The organism is Devosia sp., from assembly GCF_028290625.1.
Taxonomy (GTDB): domain Bacteria; phylum Pseudomonadota; class Alphaproteobacteria; order Rhizobiales; family Devosiaceae; genus Devosia.
The window spans coordinates 113,785-130,094 of sequence record NZ_JAQGJM010000034.1; the positions used below are offsets into that span (position 1 = coordinate 113,785).

General features: G+C 64.1%; 15 protein-coding genes. 3 read left to right on the forward strand and 12 right to left on the reverse strand.

Features of this window, described 5'->3' with window-relative positions:
* Nucleotides 1-185 precede the first annotated feature (185 nt).
* Nucleotides 186-1,043 carry an NAD(P)-dependent oxidoreductase gene (locus JWR51_RS18665; RefSeq protein WP_299750992.1) on the forward strand — a complete coding sequence of 286 codons (858 nt, stop codon included), beginning with the start codon at nucleotides 186-188 and terminating at the stop codon, nucleotides 1,041-1,043.
* Here the strand turns inward: JWR51_RS18665 and JWR51_RS18670 are convergent.
* From JWR51_RS18670 to JWR51_RS18725, 12 genes are all read right to left on the reverse strand, one after another.
* Nucleotides 1,040-1,450 carry a type II toxin-antitoxin system VapC family toxin gene (locus tag JWR51_RS18670; RefSeq protein WP_299750995.1) on the reverse strand — a complete coding sequence of 137 codons (411 nt, stop codon included), beginning with the start codon at nucleotides 1,448-1,450 and terminating at the stop codon, nucleotides 1,040-1,042. The two genes, JWR51_RS18665 and JWR51_RS18670, sit on opposite strands and share 4 nt — an antisense overlap.
* Nucleotides 1,451-1,492: 42 nt before the next feature.
* A complete protein-coding gene (locus JWR51_RS18675) occupies nucleotides 1,493-1,729 on the reverse strand; it encodes a type II toxin-antitoxin system Phd/YefM family antitoxin (protein WP_299750998.1) in 237 nt (78 codons plus the stop codon).
* A 181-nt stretch (nucleotides 1,730-1,910) separates the two neighbouring features.
* On the reverse strand, nucleotides 1,911-3,572 hold the full coding sequence (locus tag JWR51_RS18680) for a urocanate hydratase (RefSeq protein ID WP_299751001.1): 1,662 nt from the start codon (nucleotides 3,570-3,572) through the stop codon (nucleotides 1,911-1,913).
* A 184-nt stretch (nucleotides 3,573-3,756) separates the two neighbouring features.
* Nucleotides 3,757-4,089: a TfoX/Sxy family protein gene (locus tag JWR51_RS18685; protein ID WP_299751004.1), complete on the reverse strand. Its 333-nt coding sequence runs from the start codon at nucleotides 4,087-4,089 to the stop codon at nucleotides 3,757-3,759.
* Nucleotides 4,090-5,190 carry a DUF917 domain-containing protein gene (locus JWR51_RS18690; protein WP_299751007.1) on the reverse strand — a complete coding sequence of 367 codons (1,101 nt, stop codon included), beginning with the start codon at nucleotides 5,188-5,190 and terminating at the stop codon, nucleotides 4,090-4,092.
* A gap of 1 nt (nucleotide 5,191) precedes the next feature.
* The gene (locus JWR51_RS18695; protein WP_299751010.1) at nucleotides 5,192-6,445 is read right to left on the reverse strand and encodes a Zn-dependent hydrolase; all 1,254 of its coding nucleotides are present in this window, start codon (nucleotides 6,443-6,445) and stop codon (nucleotides 5,192-5,194) included.
* A complete protein-coding gene (locus JWR51_RS18700) occupies nucleotides 6,442-7,803 on the reverse strand; it encodes an amidohydrolase family protein (protein ID WP_299751013.1) in 1,362 nt (453 codons plus the stop codon). The genes JWR51_RS18695 and JWR51_RS18700 overlap by 4 nt, the downstream gene beginning before the upstream one ends.
* 165 nt (nucleotides 7,804-7,968) lie before the next feature.
* Nucleotides 7,969-8,721 (reverse strand): ABC transporter permease, encoded by a 753-nt coding sequence (locus JWR51_RS18705; RefSeq protein ID WP_299751016.1) that lies wholly within the window; start codon nucleotides 8,719-8,721, stop codon nucleotides 7,969-7,971.
* The gene (locus JWR51_RS18710) at nucleotides 8,718-9,653 is read right to left on the reverse strand and encodes an ABC transporter ATP-binding protein (RefSeq protein ID WP_299751019.1); all 936 of its coding nucleotides are present in this window, start codon (nucleotides 9,651-9,653) and stop codon (nucleotides 8,718-8,720) included. The genes JWR51_RS18705 and JWR51_RS18710 overlap by 4 nt, the downstream gene beginning before the upstream one ends.
* A complete protein-coding gene (locus tag JWR51_RS18715) occupies nucleotides 9,650-10,837 on the reverse strand; it encodes an ABC transporter permease (RefSeq protein WP_299751022.1) in 1,188 nt (395 codons plus the stop codon). Before JWR51_RS18715 ends, JWR51_RS18710 begins: the two co-directional genes overlap by 4 nt.
* A 173-nt stretch (nucleotides 10,838-11,010) precedes the next feature.
* The gene (locus tag JWR51_RS18720) at nucleotides 11,011-11,931 is read right to left on the reverse strand and encodes an ABC transporter substrate-binding protein (RefSeq protein WP_299751025.1); all 921 of its coding nucleotides are present in this window, start codon (nucleotides 11,929-11,931) and stop codon (nucleotides 11,011-11,013) included.
* Nucleotides 11,932-12,013: 82 nt separating this feature from the next.
* Nucleotides 12,014-13,573, reverse strand: coding sequence for an aromatic amino acid ammonia-lyase (locus JWR51_RS18725; protein ID WP_299751028.1), 1,560 nt, complete (start codon nucleotides 13,571-13,573; stop codon nucleotides 12,014-12,016).
* 105 nt (nucleotides 13,574-13,678) lie between these two features.
* Between JWR51_RS18725 and JWR51_RS18730 the strand changes: the two genes are divergently transcribed.
* Nucleotides 13,679-14,797, forward strand: coding sequence for a LysR family transcriptional regulator (locus JWR51_RS18730; protein WP_299751031.1), 1,119 nt, complete (start codon nucleotides 13,679-13,681; stop codon nucleotides 14,795-14,797).
* Between the two features lie 110 nt (nucleotides 14,798-14,907).
* Entirely contained in the window at nucleotides 14,908-16,179 is a 1,272-nt protein-coding gene (locus JWR51_RS18735; RefSeq protein WP_299751033.1) for a DUF3422 domain-containing protein, read from the forward strand.
* Nucleotides 16,180-16,310: the final 131 nt, after the last annotated feature.

Here is a 16,310-nt window from a genome sequence, read left to right on the forward strand (position 1 = left end):
CCTCGTCCGGTTCTGGCCGCCGTCTGGCTGCCCTTGACCGCCATAAAGCGCCCCCGGCATTGAACCCCTTCTGAGGAGGCCGTTCATACCTCGTTTACCGTTGAGCCGGGTTGGCAGCACCGGCGTTCGGGCCTAAGCTGATGCCAAGACTCGGAGCCAAGTGCTTCAAAAAACTGGAGGAAACGATGGCCAAGGTTCTGGTGACGGGCGGTAGCGGCAAGCTTGGACGTGCGGTTCTGCGCGACCTCGTCGCCCATGGCTATGATGTGTTGAACATCGATCAGCAGGCTTTGAGCGAGCCGATCTGCAAAAGCGTGCGCGTGGATCTGACCGATTTCGGCCAGGTCGCCAGCGCCATCCTGGGCGGCGTCGATGAGCGCGGCGGGCCGTTCGAAGCCGTGGTGCATCTGGCCGCCATTCCGGCGCCGGGCCTCGCCCCCAATGCCAAGACCTTCGCCAACAATGTGCCGACCACCTACAATGTGTTCGAGGCCAGCCGCCTCGCCGGCATCAAGAACATCGTCTTCGCCTCCAGCGAAACCGTGCTCGGCCTGCCCTTCGACACCCCGCCGCCTTACGCCCCGGTGGACGAAGAATACTTTCCCCGCCCCGAAAGTGCCTATTCGCTTGGCAAGCTGCTCGACGAAACCATGGCGGCCCAGTTCTGCCGCTGGGACCCGTCATTGCGCATCGTCGGCCTACGCTTCTCCAATGTGATGAACCCCGAAGACTACGCTGCCTTCCCCAAATTCGACGCCGATCCGCGCGGCCGCAAATGGAACCTGTGGGGCTATATCGATGCCCGCGATGGCGCCCAGGCCGTCCGCCGCTCGATCCAGGCCGATTTCACCGGCTTTGAGGCCTTCATCATCGCCAACGCCGATACGGTGATGAGCCGCTCCAACATGTCGCTGCTGGCCGAGGTGTTCCCCGGCGTGCCCACCAAGGGCAACCTCACCCAGAACGGCACCCTACTCTCGATCGAAAAGGCCAAGAAGATGCTCGGCTATTCGCCGCAATATAGCTGGCGCAACGAGGTTTAGCTGCTCCAGGGATTGAGCACCGATACACCCAGATCACGGAAATCTCGGATGTTGCGCGTAACCACTGTCAGCCCGTGTACCGAGGCCGTCGCGGCCAGCAGCGTGTCGATCACCGGGCGCGTACGCCCGGCGCTCATTTCTCCCCAACGGGAAGCAATACCAGGTGTGATCGGAAGTATGCGGCCCGCCAACGTCGTTTCGATGTCTGCAAGCCAAAGCTCGAATTCGGCTGCCGAACCGGGATCGGAGGCGGCCTTCATAACCGCGCCACGCCGCATCTCCCCCAACGTCAACACACTGATATGCGCTGCGCTCAGCGGTATGGCATTGAGCACCGCAACGATTTGCGGCGGCGGCCGCCGCTTGCGCGTCTCGGACACAACATTGGTGTCAAACAGGTAGCTCACTTTTTGGCGGGAGCCACGTCTTCGTCCTCATCCCAATTGAACTCACGTGGGGGGGTCGATTTCACGTGGTGGCAGTTCGAAGTCATCGAATTTTGGCCCGCCCAGAAGCAGGTCGATGAGAGTTCGCTCGGGACCCTTCAACCGCCGATACTCCTCCACCGACAACACGACCGCGGTATCCACCCCATGTTTGGTGATCGTCTGCGGGCCCTCCTTCTGAGCCCTCTCGATCACCTCGCTGAAGTGACTCTTTGCCTGCTGCACCTGCCAATTTGCCATCACGGCCTCCTATGCGATCAAATTAGGTCAGTCTGACCAGAATTTCAACCTACACGAGCCTCATCCGCCCCTCTGGCCCCACTCTCACGGGATTGCGGCAAACCGGATAACCCCCTCGCCCCTTGTGGGAGAGGGACAGATTTTCTGCGTTCAGCAGAAAATCAGGGTGAGGGGTACCGCGCTATCCAACTTTGATATGCCGAATCCCCTTCGCCTCGATCTCCTCGAAACTCTCCTCATACCCCGCATCCGCGTAGCGCATCACGCCTAGCGCGGTATCGTTGGTCAGTGCCCGCTCCAGCCGCTCGTCGGCGGCCTCGGTGCCGTCGGCGACCACAGTGACGCCTGCCGACGTCATATATCCGGCATAGCCGCCGCCGCCGGAGTGGACCACCACCAGGTCGGCCATCGATGAGCACAGCAGCATGGCGTCGAGCAGCGGCCAATCGGCGATGGCGTCGGAGCCGTCCTTCATCCGTTCGGTCATGATATTGGGATGCGCCATGGCACCGGCATCGAGATGGTCGCGGCTGAACGCCACTGGCCCCGCCAGTGTGCCATCCGCCACCATGGCGTTGACCGCCCGCGCCAATGCGGTGCGCTCGCCGTGCCCCAGCCAGGCGATCCGCGCCGGCAGGCCTTCGAACGGCACGTGCTTACGCGCCAGGGCGATCCAGTTAGTGACAATCTTGTTGTCGGGGAACATCTCCAGCAGCTTGTCGTCGATCTTGGCAATATCGGTGGGGTCGCCAGACAGGGCCATCCAGCGGAACGGCCCGATCGCCTTGGCGAACAGCGGCCGCAGATAGGCCTCGGTGAAGATCTTGATATCGAAGGCATTTTTGACCCCGCCGGCCTTGGCGTGGGTGCGGATCAGGTTGCCGTTGTCGAACACTTCGCTGCCCGCTTGCTGGAAGGCCAGCATGGCGCGGACGTGATCGACAATCGAGGCGCGGCTCGCCGCCATCAATTGCGCCGGCCCTTCCTCGCGCAGTCGCCGCACTTCGGCCAGGCTCATCCCCTTGGGCACATAGCCATAGACCAAGTCATGCGCCGAGGTCTGGTCGGTGACGATATCGGGCACGATGCCGCGGCGGTAAATCTCGGGATAGATCTCGGCGGCGTTACCCACCAACCCGATCGAGGTCGCCCGCTTTTCCGCTACTGCCTTGTCGATCATCGCCAGCGCCGTATCCAGGTCCGGCGCGATCTCCTCCAGATAGCCAATCTGCTTGCGCTTTTCCGCCCGCTCCGCATCGATATCGACGCAGAGGATCGCCGCGCCGGCCATCCGCCCGGCCAGCGGCTGCGCCCCGCCCATGCCGCCAAGCCCGGCAGTCAGGATGAAGCGCCCAGCCAGCGAACCGTTGAAGCGGTTTTCAGCGATACGCATGAAAATCTCATAAGTGCCCTGGATCACGCCCTGGCTGCCGATGTACTGCCACGCCCCTGCCGTCAGTCCGCCCCAGCAGATCAGGCCTTTTTTCTCCAGTTCGTAGAATATTTCAGCCTTGGCCCATTGCCCGACAATGTTGCAATTGGCCATGATCACCAGCGGCGCCTTGGCATGGGTCTTGAGCAACCCAATCGGCTTGCCCGACTGGATGATCAGCGTCTGGTCCTCGTCCATGCGCAGCAGGGTTTCGACGATGGCCTTGTGGCTCGCCCAGTTGCGCGCGGCCTTGCCCAAAGCCGCATAAACGATGAGCTGGTCGGGGTTTTCCCCCACCGCCAGCACATTCTCCAGCAGCCGCAGCAGCGCCTCCTGCCGCCAGCCCTTGGCGCGCAGTTCGGAGCCACCGGGAATGGGGAAATTGGGGTGGAGGGGATTGGGTGTGGGCATTTCTTCTCCAAGTCCTTTTCTTCCTTCCCTCGCCCCTTGTGGGAGAGGGACAGGATTACTGCGTTCAGCAGAAATCCAGGGTGAGGGGTTCGGCACCCCCCATCGCTTCGATGGTTTTAGCAAAACCCTCATCCGCCCTTCGGGCACCTTCTCCCACAAAGGGCGAAGGGGTAGGCGCAGGGAACTAAACCTTCGGCGGCAACGTCCTGACAAAGGCCAGTGCCGCGTCCAGCAGCCGCTTGCGCACATCATCATCAGCACAGGCATCAAGTCCCGCCCGAACCCAGCCGGACATCTCCCGACCCGCCATGACCATCGGCCCGACATCGTCCAGCGCCACCGCCCAACCGTCATTGCCCTTGCCCAGCCGCACCATCAGCCCGACATCGCGGGCGCCGCACAACAGGTGCCCATCCAGCATCCATGCCAGCCCCCCGAACATCGGCTTGCTCGTCAGTCCCGGCAGATCCCCCAGGTCATCGAGGATCAATTCCTCCAGCCCACGATCACGCGCCATCTATCGTGTCGCGCCGTCCAGCGCATACTTCGCCAATTCGATCCCCATCGATTTCTCCACATAGGGATAAACGCTCGGATCAAGCACGCTCGACGCCAACGGAATAATCGTCTTGGGCACATGCAGCACGAACAGATACATGCCGACCCGCACCTGCCCCACCGACAACGGAGTGCCGGAAGCATCGAGCGTCGTGATCACATCGGGAAACGTCGCCAGCCGCGTCCCGCCCGCATCCTCGACCGCCATGTATTCGTTCATCAGATGCAGCGTCGACGCGCTGTCGCCTTCACCCAGCGTGATGGTGCCGATATCGAAAGCGTCCTTGGTGTAGACCACGTCCTTGGCCTGCACCGTGCCGCGGGTCAAAATCGTGCCGCCGGTAGTCTTGACGATGGCGTCGATCACCGAGCCCGGCCCCTTGCCTTCTGCCGCGATGATCGCCTCGCCCAGCGCCAATGCCAACGAAATGCCACCCAGCGCCGCATTGTCGCGCACGTAGCTGGCGCGGACCGGGTTGCGGCAGGAGGCGATGAAGCCGCCGGACTGGTCGGCCGCCGTACGCAGCACCGGCGAAACCTTGGCCGTCGCGCCCTTGACCACCAGCTCGATATAGCGATTCTCGCTGCGGTTGCCGCCGACGGCAGTCTGGATCATCTGGAGCGGCGAACCGGCCAGCCCAATGCTGCCCATGTCCCCGGTGGGATGCGCCCGCATGTCGCCGACGGCGTCGACCACCTTGGTGCCCAACATGGCCGAGGGCAACCAACCGTTCAGCGTCGATGACTTGCCGTTCTGTCCCACCATCAGCCCGCTGAGTTTCTCGCCCAGCGTGTCCTGCAACAGCGAGACCGCCTTGATATAATCGACGCCCTGCATTTCCCACGGCGTGGTGGACGCGGGGGCGCCAATTGCTGCGGCCGTTGCTACCCAATCACTGTCATTAAGCTCGTCGATGCTCACCAATTCCGGCTTGCCGATACCCACGGCCGCATAACCCAGCATGCGCCCATGATCAGCCCAGCCGCCACCGCCGGCGGCGTAGACGGAGCCGCCCTTGACTGCGGGTTCGACGTCCTTTTCGGTCAGAATACGACCCATGCTATTGATCCTCTTGTAGATTTTTATCGAGCGCGATGACAGCGTCCAGCAGGACGGCAGCGCCTTGGGCGATCGCTTCGGTGGTGGTGAATTCGTCCGGCGAGTGGCTGCGGCCGTCGCGGCACGGAATGAAGATCATCGCTGCTCGCGTTATCCTCGCCATCCAGGCGGTGTCGTGACCGGCGCCCGAGGCCATGCGCCGATGTGTGGCACCGGTGGTATCGCAAGCAATATCAAGGACATCGAGTAGGTCTTCGTCGCAGGGCGTGGGGTGATTGTCGGAGACGATGCGGGGTTCGGAGACGGTGACCCCCGTCTTATCCCCGATGGTAGCGATACCGCGGCCGAGTTCTTCGATGAAGCGCTCCATGTCCGGCCGCGATTCGGCGCGGGCATCGATCAGCATGCGGACTTTGGCCGGCACGACGTTGGCGGCGTTGGGCTCCATAACGAACTCGCCGACGGTGGCGGCGAAGTGAAACTCGTTTTGCGCCAAGGCCTTACCGAGTTCCTCGACACCCAGCGCGATCCAGGCGGCGGTGGTCAGGGCATCCTGGCGCGAACCCATGGGGGTTGTGCCAGCATGGTCAGCGCGGCCGGTGACGATAATTTCTATGCGCGTTATCCCCGCAATGGCGGTGACGACGCCGATGTCGAGATATTCGTCCTGCAAGACCGGGCCCTGCTCGATGTGCAGTTCGAGGAAGGCCTTGATATCGTTACGCTTTGCGTCAACCGCGGGGTTTCCGCCGACCTGGGTGATGCTGGCTTCCAGGGTCAGGTCATCGCTGCTGCGAGCGAGCCATTCGGGCGGGCGTGTGCCGGATATCCCCCGGCTGCCGATGCAGGAGACGCCGAAGATGGAGACTTCCTCGGCCAGGAAATCGACGATTTCCAGCGTGTGATCTAGGTTAATACCTTGATCTTTCAGGGCTCTGGCCACTTCCAGCGCGGCAACGACGCCAGCAATGCCGTCGAAGCGGCCGCCATCGGGGACGGTATCGGAGTGCGAGCCGAGCATGATTGTGCCCAGTTCCGGACGGGTGCCGGGGATGGTGGCGATGAGGTTTCCGGCGGCGTCGATGTGGCTTAAAAATCCAGCACGCTGGATTTCTTGCTGCAGCCAAGCGCGACCTTCAAGGAATTTCGGTGTGAAGGCGCGACGGGTGTAGGGACGACCCGGTTCGGTGATCGCCGCGAGGGCGTCGATATCGGCGCCGATGCGGTCGGCGCGGATGGGTGAGTTGGGGATCAAGACCGGATCTCCGGCCGAATGAACCGACCAGTGCCGGGCTGGCTCAGAACGGTTGTTCCGTCGAAGGCCAACTGACCGCGCAGATAGGTCATGCCGACGGTCCAGGGGAGGTTGATGCCGTTGTATGGTGACCAGCCGACGACGTTGTTGCCGCTGGCGGCGGCGTCGTAGGTTTTGGGGCGGTCGAAGAGGACGGTGATGTCGGCGTCCTTGCCGGCGGTTAGGGCGCCTTTGACGTGATCGAGGCGGAAGTGCTTGGCGGGGTTTTCGGCCATGAGTTTTGCGGCCCAGGTCAGGGGGATGTTGCGCTCGAGGGCTCCCTTAACGAAGAGGGGCACCATGGCCTCTAGGCCGGGGACGCCGGAGGCGTTGGCGAGCATGTCGGGATTGGTCTTGCGGTTTTCCGACCACGAGACGTGGTCAGTGGAGACCAGGGTGACGTTGCCGGCGCGGACGTGTTCCCAGAGCTTTTCGACTTCGGCACGGGGGCGGATCGGTGGATTGATCTTGGCCTTGCCGCCAAGGCGGGCAACGTGGTGCTCTTCATCGAGGATGAGGTAGTGGATGCAACACTCGATGGTCGCGGCAAAGCCTTGGTCGCGGTAGCTTTTGGCGATGTCGTAACCGCGGCCGAGGGAGCAATGGACGACATGGGCGGGGCAGCCGGTGGCGGCGCCGGTTTCGTAGATTTGCAGGCTCGCGAGCAGTTCGGTCAGCGGCGGGCGGCTGAGAGCGTGGGCGCGGTAGTCGGTGATGCCGAGCGCCTTGACCTTCGCCATGGCGGCGCGGACGGCTTCATCGTCTTCATTGTGGACGCCGGCAGTGAGGCCGGTGGGGGCGATGGCGGCGAAGCATTCTTCGAGCAGTGCGGGGGGAATGCGGGGGAAGCGGATCGGGTCGGTGCCGAAGGTGGAGAACTTGAAGGCGGCGACGCCGGCCTCGACTTGCTCGAGAATGCGGGCGGCGCCCTCCTCCGGGTTGACTGTGCCGTAGAGGGCGAAATCGACGCGAGCTTGCGGTGAAGCGTGGGCGACCTTGATGCGCACGGCTTCGGCTGAGCACACCAGGTTGCCCTCATCATAGGGCATGTCGACGATGGTGGTGACGCCGCCAGCGGCGGCCGAGCGGGTGGACCAGATGAAATCTTCCTGGTTTTTCTGGCTCAGCGAGTGGGTCTGCGCATCGATGGCGCCGGGCAGGATCATTGCATTGCCGAGGATGTGGCGCTCGCGAGCGGATGGCGGGGTGCCCTCGCCGACGTGAATGACCTTGCCCTCGCGGACGGCGACATAGCCGTTCTCGATAATGGTGGTGGGCAGCACGATGGTGCCGGAGAGGACGAGATCGAAATCGGACATTTCAGGACTTCCGCAAGGTTTGGTGCGCATCGCCCTCGTGGTTCGAGGGTCGCTCCGCTCCCACCTCACCATGAGGGCTATCGAGAGTTTCGCGATCGCTTTGAGGCCTCATGGTGAGGTGCGAGCTCTTGCGAGCCTCGAACCACGAGGGCGGGAATGCCAGGCTCATGCTGCGGCCCTCCCCAATTGGCCGGTTCTTGCCATGAGGAAGCGTTCGAGGGCGGAGAGCGCATCGTAGATGAGGACGGCGAGGACGCCGACGATGAGGCCGCCCTGCAGGACGAAGGCGGTGTTATTGGCGGTGAGGCCGGCGATGATGACTTCGCCAAGGGTGCGGGCGGCGACGGTGGAGCCGATGGTGGCGGTGGCGAGGGAAATCACCGTCGAGAGGCGGATGCCGGCGAGGATGACCGGCAAGGCTAGCGGCAGTTCAACCTTGAGCAGGCGTTGCCAGCCGGTCATGCCGACACCCTTGGCGGCATCGGTGACGGCGGGGGGCAGATTGGTGAGGCCGGTCAGGGTATTTTCGAAAATGGGCAGCAGGCCATAGAGGAATAGCGCCACCAGCGTTGGCGCGGTGCCGAAGCCGAGCATGGGGACGGCGAGCGCCAGCACGGCGACGGGCGGGAAGGTTTGGCCGACATTGGCGAGCGAGCGCGACAAGGGCAGGAATTCGGCGCCGAAGGGGCGGGTGACCAGAATGGCGAGGCCCACGGCGATGAGGGTGGAGGCCACGGTCGCCGTTAGCACGATGGCCAGGTGGTTCAGCGTGATATCGAGCAGGCTGCCCTGATTGTAGATCGGCGGCTGATTGGGCTTGGTGAACAGGCTGAAGAAACCGGCGAAAGTGTCCGGATGGATCAGGAACACCAGCAGCACGGCCAGCACGATCAGCCGGATGAGCAGGCCGATCCTCATTGTGGACGCGCCGCCAGACGGGCCAGCTGGGCCAGGGTCACCTGCCCGATGACCTTGCCGTCGCGCGTGACCGGCAAAGCCGGACGGCCGGACCAGAGCAGTTCGGCGTAGGCATCGCGCAGGGTGACGCCTGCATCGAGCGGGGTGCCGGCGACTTCACCGGGCTCGATGTGATCGGCGACCTTGCCGAGCGACAGCAGGCGGAACGGGCGCTCGGCGCTGCCGATGAGTTCGGCGACGAAGGGGGTCGCGGGGTTGGCGATGATCTGTTGCGGCACGTCGTGTTGCAGCAGCTGGCCCTTGTCCATGACGGCGATCTTGGTGCCGAGGTGGATGGCCTCTTCCATGTCGTGGGTGACCAGCACGATGGTGGTTTCGAACTGGCGCTGGACGGCGAGCAGGTCTTCCTGCGCCTTGGCGCGGATGACCGGGTCGAGCGCGCCATAGGGCTCGTCCATGAGGAGGATGTTGGGCTTGGCCGCCAGCGCGCGGGCAACGCCGACGCGCTGTTGCTGGCCGCCGGAGAGCTCATTGGGCAGGCGATCGCGATACTGGGCCGGATCGAGCTGGAACAGGGTGAGCAGCTCCTCGACGCGGTCGGCGATGCGCTTCTTGTCCCAGCCGAGCAGTTTGGGGACGGTGGCGATGTTCTGGCCCACGGTGCGGTGGGGGAAGAGGCCATGGCCCTGGATGGCGTAGCCGATGCGGCGGCGCAGTTCATAGGCGGGGATGCCGGCAATGTCCTCGCCATCGATGCGGATGGCGCCGGAGGTTTGATCGACCAGCTTGTTGATCATGCGCATCAGCGTGGTCTTGCCGGAGCCTGAGGTGCCGACGATGACGCAAATGGTGCCAGGATCGATGACCAGCGAGACGCGGTCGACGACGGTGTTTTCGCCATAGGTTTTGGTGATGTCATCGATTTCGATCATGCGCGCATCCCCGTCGAAGTCATTTCAACTGCTGCGTCCAGCACCACGGCGGCGGCAAAGGCCAGCGCCACGGTGGGCACCGCACCGAGCAGGACGAGGTCCATCGCCGTTTGGCCGATGCCCTGGAACACGAAGACGCCGAAGCCGCCGCCCCCAATCAGGGCGGCAATGGTGGCGAGGCCGATATTCTGCACCAGCACGATGCGGATGCCGGTGAGGATGACCGGGAAGGCCAGCGGCAGTTCGACGCCGAACAGGCGCTGGCGGCCTGTCATGCCCATGCCCTTGGCCGCATCGATCGCTGCGGGCGATACGCTTTGCAGGCCCACCACCGTGTTGGAGACGATGGGCAGCAGCGAATAGGCGAATAGCGCAACCAAGGCCGGGGCGATGCCGATGCCCGAAATGCCGATGGATTTGGCACCGGGCACGGTGGCGGCGACCCAGGCCAGCGGGGCGATTAGCAGGCCGAATAGCGCGATCGAGGGAATGGTCTGGACGATGTTGAGCACGTTGAGCACCGCAGCCCGCACCGGCTTGACGCGGTAGCAGAGAATGCCGACCGGCACGCCGATAATGGTAGCCACGGCAACGGATCCGAAGGCCAGGATCAGGTGAGTGCGCGCTTCCTGCCAGAATGGGGCGGCGCGGGTCGAGTATTCCTTGAGAATGGACAGGTCGTTCCAGGCGCCACTCAGCAATAGCGCGGCGAGCGCGAGGCCGACGCCGACGAGGATGGCGATGCGCGGCCAGGGTTTTAGGCGCAGCCGGGTCAGCACGTCGGTAACCAACAGCGCGAAAGCGAAGACGAAGAGCCAGAAGCCGGAGCCGGGGGAAATGCGGGCGAAAGTGTCGCCTTCGGGGGTGAGATATTGGCCGGACCAGCCGACGGAGATGAAGAGGACGGCGAGCACGAGGAAGCCGGCGATCAGCTTGACGAGGGTGGGGAAGCGCAGCAGGGCGATGATGAAGCCGATGACGAGGACGGCGGCAACGAAGATCGCGGCCGATTCCGGCAGGGCGGTGAGCGGCGTGCGCGGTTCACCGAGCACGATGCGGTTGGCGCGGAACAGAGCGAAGGGCTGGGTCGCGGCGAAGGCGGCGATCAGGGCGATGAGGACGCCAAGCTTGTCGAGGGACAACCAGGCGGGGCGGGACGGAGCGGCGGTAATGGCGATGCTCATGCGGCCCCTTTGGCTTTGTGGAGACTACCCCCACCCTGACCTCCCCCTAGGAGGGGGAGGAGTGACATCGAGTTCGGCAAGAGGCTCGATGATGGCGAGGCGCGATCTGTCTCCTCCCCTGAAGGGGGAGGGTTAGGGTGGGGGTCTTGCGATCCCCACCCCAAGTTCAAAACCTACTTCAAGAAACCATTGGTGGTCAGGAAGTCGGTCGCCACGGCAGCAGCGGCTTCGCCGCCGACCTGGACGCGGCCGTTGAGGGTCTGCAGGGTCACGAGATCGAGCTTGGCGAAGACGGGTGCAAGCAGGGTTTCGATTTCCGGGTGTTCCTTCAGCACTGCTTCGCGGATGATCGGCGCGGGCTGGTAGACGGGCTGCACGCCCTTGTCGTCTTCCAGCACGGTCAGGCCCGAGGGAGCGATGCCGCCGTCGGTGCCGTAGACCATGGCGGCGTTGACGCCGTTGGTCTGCTGGGCAGCCGCGGCGATGGTGGCGGCGGTATCACCACCCGACAAGGTCACCAACTGGTCTGGCTTCAGGGTGAAACCATAGACTTCCTGGAACTTGGGCAGCGCGCCGGGCGAGTTCACGAACTCGGACGATGCGGCGAGTTTGACTTCACCGCCGCCCGCAACCCAGGCGCCGAATTCGGAGAAGGTCTTGATATTGTTGGCGGTGGCGACATCGTTGCGGATGGCGACGGCCCAGGTGTTGTTGGCTGGCGACGGCTGCAGCCAGACGATCTTGTTCTGTGCGTAGTCGAGCTTCTTGACCTCCTCATAGGCCTTGGTGGCGTCGTTCCACAGCAGCGGATCGGCACCCTCTTCCTGGGTCAGAAAGAACGCGCCATTGCCGGTATATTCGGGATAGATGTCGATTTCGCCGGCAATGATGGCTTCGCGCACGATCGGGGTGGCGCCAAGCTGGATCTTGTCGGTGACGGCGATATCGTTGGCTTCCAGCACCTGCTTGATGATGTTGCCCAGCACCCCGCCCTCGGTGTCGATCTTGGAGGAAACGACGACCTGGGCCTGCGCGGCGGTCACCGTCATGGCGAGCGCGAGAGCGGCGCTCAGGATTTTGGTAGAGAGGCGCATTGAAATCTCCTTGTTGTCCGGATTCCCACCCGGTCTGTCCTTAGCCTATCGTCTTGTCGGCATTCAGCTAGGGCGGAAAAAACTACGCAACCGGCCCCAGGGCGAAAAACTCGTCCAACTCCATAATCTTCGAGTGGGAAATAAGTTCGCTCATCAGTTCATCGGAGCCCAGAGCGAGTTCAACCGCCTCGACTTCGGCGGATAGCGGGCGATCCTGCCAATAGGTGTCAGCATGCTGGCGGACGAGGTTGTAGATGATGCCCGGCACGTTGCCCGGACGGTCATGGGAGATGTCCATGGCCTGGGCGGAGAGAATGCCTTCGATGGCGGCGAGGCGGCGCAGCGCGAGCACCTGGCGCTCCAGCCGTTCGACGATCAACGGCAGGAAGGTGGCCTCGTCCTCGATGCCGCCGGCGACGACGAGCGAATTGGCGGAGATCGGATTGGTGAGGGTCAGCACGCGGGTGTAGAGCTCGCCGGCCAGCTTGATGATGGGGCCGAAACCCGTGGCGATAGTGCCGGGGGGAACCAGGTTGACCGGCAGCTCGCGGCGGCCGCCATTGCCCAGGAGAACGCAGCGGTTGAAGGAATTGCGGGCGATATGGGTGAGGCCCAGTTGCGCCGTCTGCATGAAGACGCTGACGTCCAGGGGGAGTGAACCGCCGGAGGTGAGCACCTGCCCCCCTGCAACAACCGGGTTGTCGTCGGTGCGGCCGGTGGCGGCGAGCAGGGTCTTGCCGGCGACCACGAGGGTTTCGAACCCGGTGGCGAAGACCTGGCTCATCATGCGCAGGCTGAGCGGGTCCTGAATGTGCGTAGCGTTGGGCCAGTCCCAGCCCTTGGCGTTGAAATAGAGCCAGGCGCCGATGCCCGCTTCGCGGTCGGTGCCCACATGAGCGACGGCCTTCCACGGATCGCGCGAGGCGCCAAGCGCGCCGGCAGTTGTGAGGCCGGTGGCGAGCAGCACGCGAGTGACGTCGGCGGCGCCACGCAGCGCGTTGGCGGCGGCGGCATAGCCCACCGCATTGGTGGAAATGGAGGCGAGGCTATCGCGCGGGGCGAGCTTGAAGGGCCTGAGCCCGGCGCCGGCCAGAGCCTCTTCGGCCGGCATGCGAATGCCCTTGAACTGCGCTTCGCCGGCGCCGGTCAGCACGGCGCCGATCTGGCCCATGAGGCCGATATCGGCGCAGCCGATGGAGCCGGTGCGGCGCACGACGGGCACCACGTCATTGGACAGCAGGGCCAGATAGGCCTCGACCAGTTCGACCGTGCAGCCGACGCGGCCGGTCAGCGCCATGTTGACGCGGATGGCCATGGCGGTGCGGATGACGTCGGCGGGGAAGGCATCGCCGGTGCCGAAATGATGGGCGCGGACCAGGCCGAGATTGAAGGCGTCGAGCTCGTCGGCCGACCACTCGACATCCTTCATGGCGCCGACGCCGGTGGTGGAGCCGTAAACCGGCTGGCCGGCGGCGATGGCGTCCTCGACCACGATCCGGGCTTCGGCGACGCGCTGCAAGGCGGCTTCGTCGGCCACGAGGCGGGCGCGGCGGGCGCCAATGCGGGCAATGTCGGAAAAGCTCAACGGCTTGCCGTTGAGGCGAATGGCGGGACCGGTCGACGTGATGGCAACGTGGTTCATACGCAGCACGCTATTGGATAGTTCTGGTTCATGGGATATCCCAATTGTTGAACAGGCCTATGCGGGTTTCTTAGGCAACCGCGGTGCCTGCCCAAAGGGTGGACAATGGATACCGCGACCCTGATCGCCATGGATGTGGTGCTGCGCGAGCGCAGTGTGCGCGGGGCGGCACGGGCACTCGGTCGTCCGGTCTCCAGCATTGCGGCGTCCATAGCCCGGCTGGAGGGTGAAATCTCGGTCACGCTGGTGGAACGGGCCGGCGCTGGATTGGTGACGACGCTGGAGGCGGTGCGGCTGGGGCCGGAGATTACTGCGACTGCGGCGTTGGCGCGCCAGCTTGGGGCGAGTGGCACGATCAAGCTGGAGACGCTGGAGCGGTTTACTCAGGTGGCGGCGCAGGGCAGCATCAGGCGGGCGGCGCGGGTGATGGGGTTGGGGCAGCCGCAGTTGACGCGGCAGTTGGCGCAGTTGGAACTGGCGTTTGGGGCGGTGCTGCTCGAGCGCAGCCGGGATGGCTCGTCGCTGACGGCCGACGGGATGGCGCTGGCGGAGCGGGCCACGACCTTGCTGGATGCGTGGCGGAGGCTGTCGCTGGCGTCGGACGATCGGTTTCGCAAGACTGCGGCCACGGCGCGATTGGGGTCGGTCATACCGCTGGGTTACGAAAGCGAGATCGCGCGGCTGCTCGCCAGTCTGGTGGCCCGCTGGCATCGTGAGCGGCCGCGGATTCCGCTGTTCGTCAGTTCGACCACCGCCGAGGACCTGTTGCGGGGGCTCAAGAATGGGCAGTTCGACGCGGCATTGCTCGACACCGAGGAACTGCCGCCCGATCTCGATGGCCGCATCATCACGCGGACGTCGCTGGCTATTGTCGGCGCGGTAGCCGGAGATGCAACGACCGCCCTGCTCTCGGCGCCGCTGGCCGTGCCGAGTTCGCGCAGCGGCCTGCGGCAGCGCATCAACCGCATCATTGAGGAAACCATGACTCCGACCGAACGCGCAAAGGTGCAGCTGGTGGAAATCGACTCGATTCCCGTCATCCTCAACATGGTGCTGCATCACGGCTTCGTCTCGGTGCTGCCGCAGGCCTCGGTGGCCCGTATTGCTGGGGGCTTGCTGCAGGTGGCCCTGCCTGAGCGTTATGACATGAATTTCTGGCTGTGTTGGCCCAAGGGCGGCAAGGGCATCGCGCAAGCAATAGCGTCGATGATCGAGGGCGCCTAGGCCGCCTGCGACGCCTTGTCTCGCCTGCGCGAAGGTCGCATTGCCAAACCGGACGATCATCGCTCTTGTCATATGTGACAGCCGTTCCGCTCTGGCTTTCGGAGACTCAAATGGCCTTGCCGCGCCCGATCGATCATCCCTATCGCCATGCCATCATGGACGAGGTGCATGCGCGCCCGGTGGAAATCGTGTCCGGCGCGGGGCGTATTCGCCGGCTGGTTTTCGTGATGCCGCCCGAGGCCGGGGCGATGACGCGCGTGTTCGCCCGCTTCGAGCAGTTTTGCCACGAGGCCGGTGTGCCGACGCCCGCCGTGGCCAGCCGGCAGTATGGCTTCGATATTGGCCCGCGCCACGTCACTTGGGAATTCCATACCGAATTCGTCACCGTCACCTGGCGCGCGGATTTGCATGACATGGAGAACTGGCCAGAGGATATCGGCCTACAGGCGCTGGGCGACAGCCTGCTGATCGGCGCCATGCGTATAGACGTAATCGATGACGCACAGGTGCCCGAACGCCTTCTGCCCGGCTTTTCGCTGGCCAGCCTCTGCGTCTCCGATCTCGATACCGGCCGCGCCCAGGTGGCGACCGACTTCGTGCCGGACGCCGAAAACTTCACGCGGTTCGAGCTGGCCGCCGGGCAATTGAGCGTGCTGCGCCGATCGATCATCGTGCGGCGGCTGCTGGAGGTGGAGACCTATCGCACCATGGCGCTGCTCGGCCTGCCGCTGGCGCGCGAGCAATCGCCCGCCCTGCGCGCCACCGAAATCGAACTGACGGCGCTGATCGAAACGCTATCGACCGCCACCACGCCGGAAACGGTGCAGACGGCGCTGGCGGCGCTGCATGCGCTATCGGTACGCACCGGGCAATTGTCGGAGCGGCTGGGTTATCGTTTTGCGGCCAGCCATGCTTATGGGGATATCTTGCGGACGCGGCTGGCGGGCCTGCGCGAAAGCGCGACCAGCGCAGGCTCCAGCCTGACGCATTATATCGGCAACCGGGTCGATCCGGGGCTGGCGACCTGCGCGGCGATGGAGAAGCGCCTCAGCGTGCTGTCCGACAAGATCGAGCGGGCCATCGGGCTGCTCAATGTGCGCATCGGGCTGGATATGCAGATCCAGAACAAGTCGGTGCTCGACAATATCGCCCAGACGGCCAACAGCCAGTTCCACCTGCAGCGCACGGTCGAGGGTCTGTCGACCATCGCCATCAGTTATTACCTACTGGGGATATTGAGCTATCTGCTGGCGGGGCCGCTGGAGGACTGGCACTTCGAAAAGACCATGACGCTGTCGATCGCCGCGCCGTTTGTGGTGCTGGCAGTGTGGCTGATGGCTCGCGCAGTGCGCAATTCGCACACGCCGCCAACGCTTAAGTGATGATTTAAGCGTTGAAGGCTTTTTCGCTTAAGCGTATGCTTAAACGATCAGGAGGTGACACCATGGCCGCACTTTTGCATCAGATCATCCAGCGGCGCAGGGCCGAATGGATCGCGCGGCTGGATCGGCTG

Excerpts from the sequence above, each read along its gene's own strand:
- JWR51_RS18725 (WP_299751028.1), bottom strand. The coding sequence starts at position 13,573 with ATGAACCACGTTGCCATCACGTCGACCGGTCCCGCCATTCGCCTCAAC.
- JWR51_RS18700 (WP_299751013.1), bottom strand. The coding sequence starts at position 7,803 with ATGTCCGATTTCGATCTCGTCCTCTCCGGCACCATCGTGCTGCCCACC.
- JWR51_RS18710 (WP_299751019.1), bottom strand. The coding sequence starts at position 9,653 with ATGATCGAAATCGATGACATCACCAAAACCTATGGCGAAAACACCGTC.
- JWR51_RS18685 (WP_299751004.1), bottom strand. The coding sequence starts at position 4,089 with ATGGCGCGTGATCGTGGGCTGGAGGAATTGATCCTCGATGACCTGGGG.
- JWR51_RS18705 (WP_299751016.1), bottom strand. The coding sequence starts at position 8,721 with ATGAGGATCGGCCTGCTCATCCGGCTGATCGTGCTGGCCGTGCTGCTG.
- JWR51_RS18680 (WP_299751001.1), bottom strand. The coding sequence starts at position 3,572 with ATGCCCACACCCAATCCCCTCCACCCCAATTTCCCCATTCCCGGTGGC.
- JWR51_RS18665 (WP_299750992.1), top strand. The coding sequence starts at position 186 with ATGGCCAAGGTTCTGGTGACGGGCGGTAGCGGCAAGCTTGGACGTGCG.
- JWR51_RS18675 (WP_299750998.1), bottom strand. The coding sequence starts at position 1,729 with ATGGCAAATTGGCAGGTGCAGCAGGCAAAGAGTCACTTCAGCGAGGTG.
- JWR51_RS18735 (WP_299751033.1), top strand. The coding sequence starts at position 14,908 with ATGGCCTTGCCGCGCCCGATCGATCATCCCTATCGCCATGCCATCATG.
- JWR51_RS18730 (WP_299751031.1), top strand. The coding sequence starts at position 13,679 with ATGGATACCGCGACCCTGATCGCCATGGATGTGGTGCTGCGCGAGCGC.
- JWR51_RS18715 (WP_299751022.1), bottom strand. The coding sequence starts at position 10,837 with ATGAGCATCGCCATTACCGCCGCTCCGTCCCGCCCCGCCTGGTTGTCC.
- JWR51_RS18690 (WP_299751007.1), bottom strand. The coding sequence starts at position 5,190 with ATGGGTCGTATTCTGACCGAAAAGGACGTCGAACCCGCAGTCAAGGGC.
- JWR51_RS18720 (WP_299751025.1), bottom strand. The coding sequence starts at position 11,931 with ATGCGCCTCTCTACCAAAATCCTGAGCGCCGCTCTCGCGCTCGCCATG.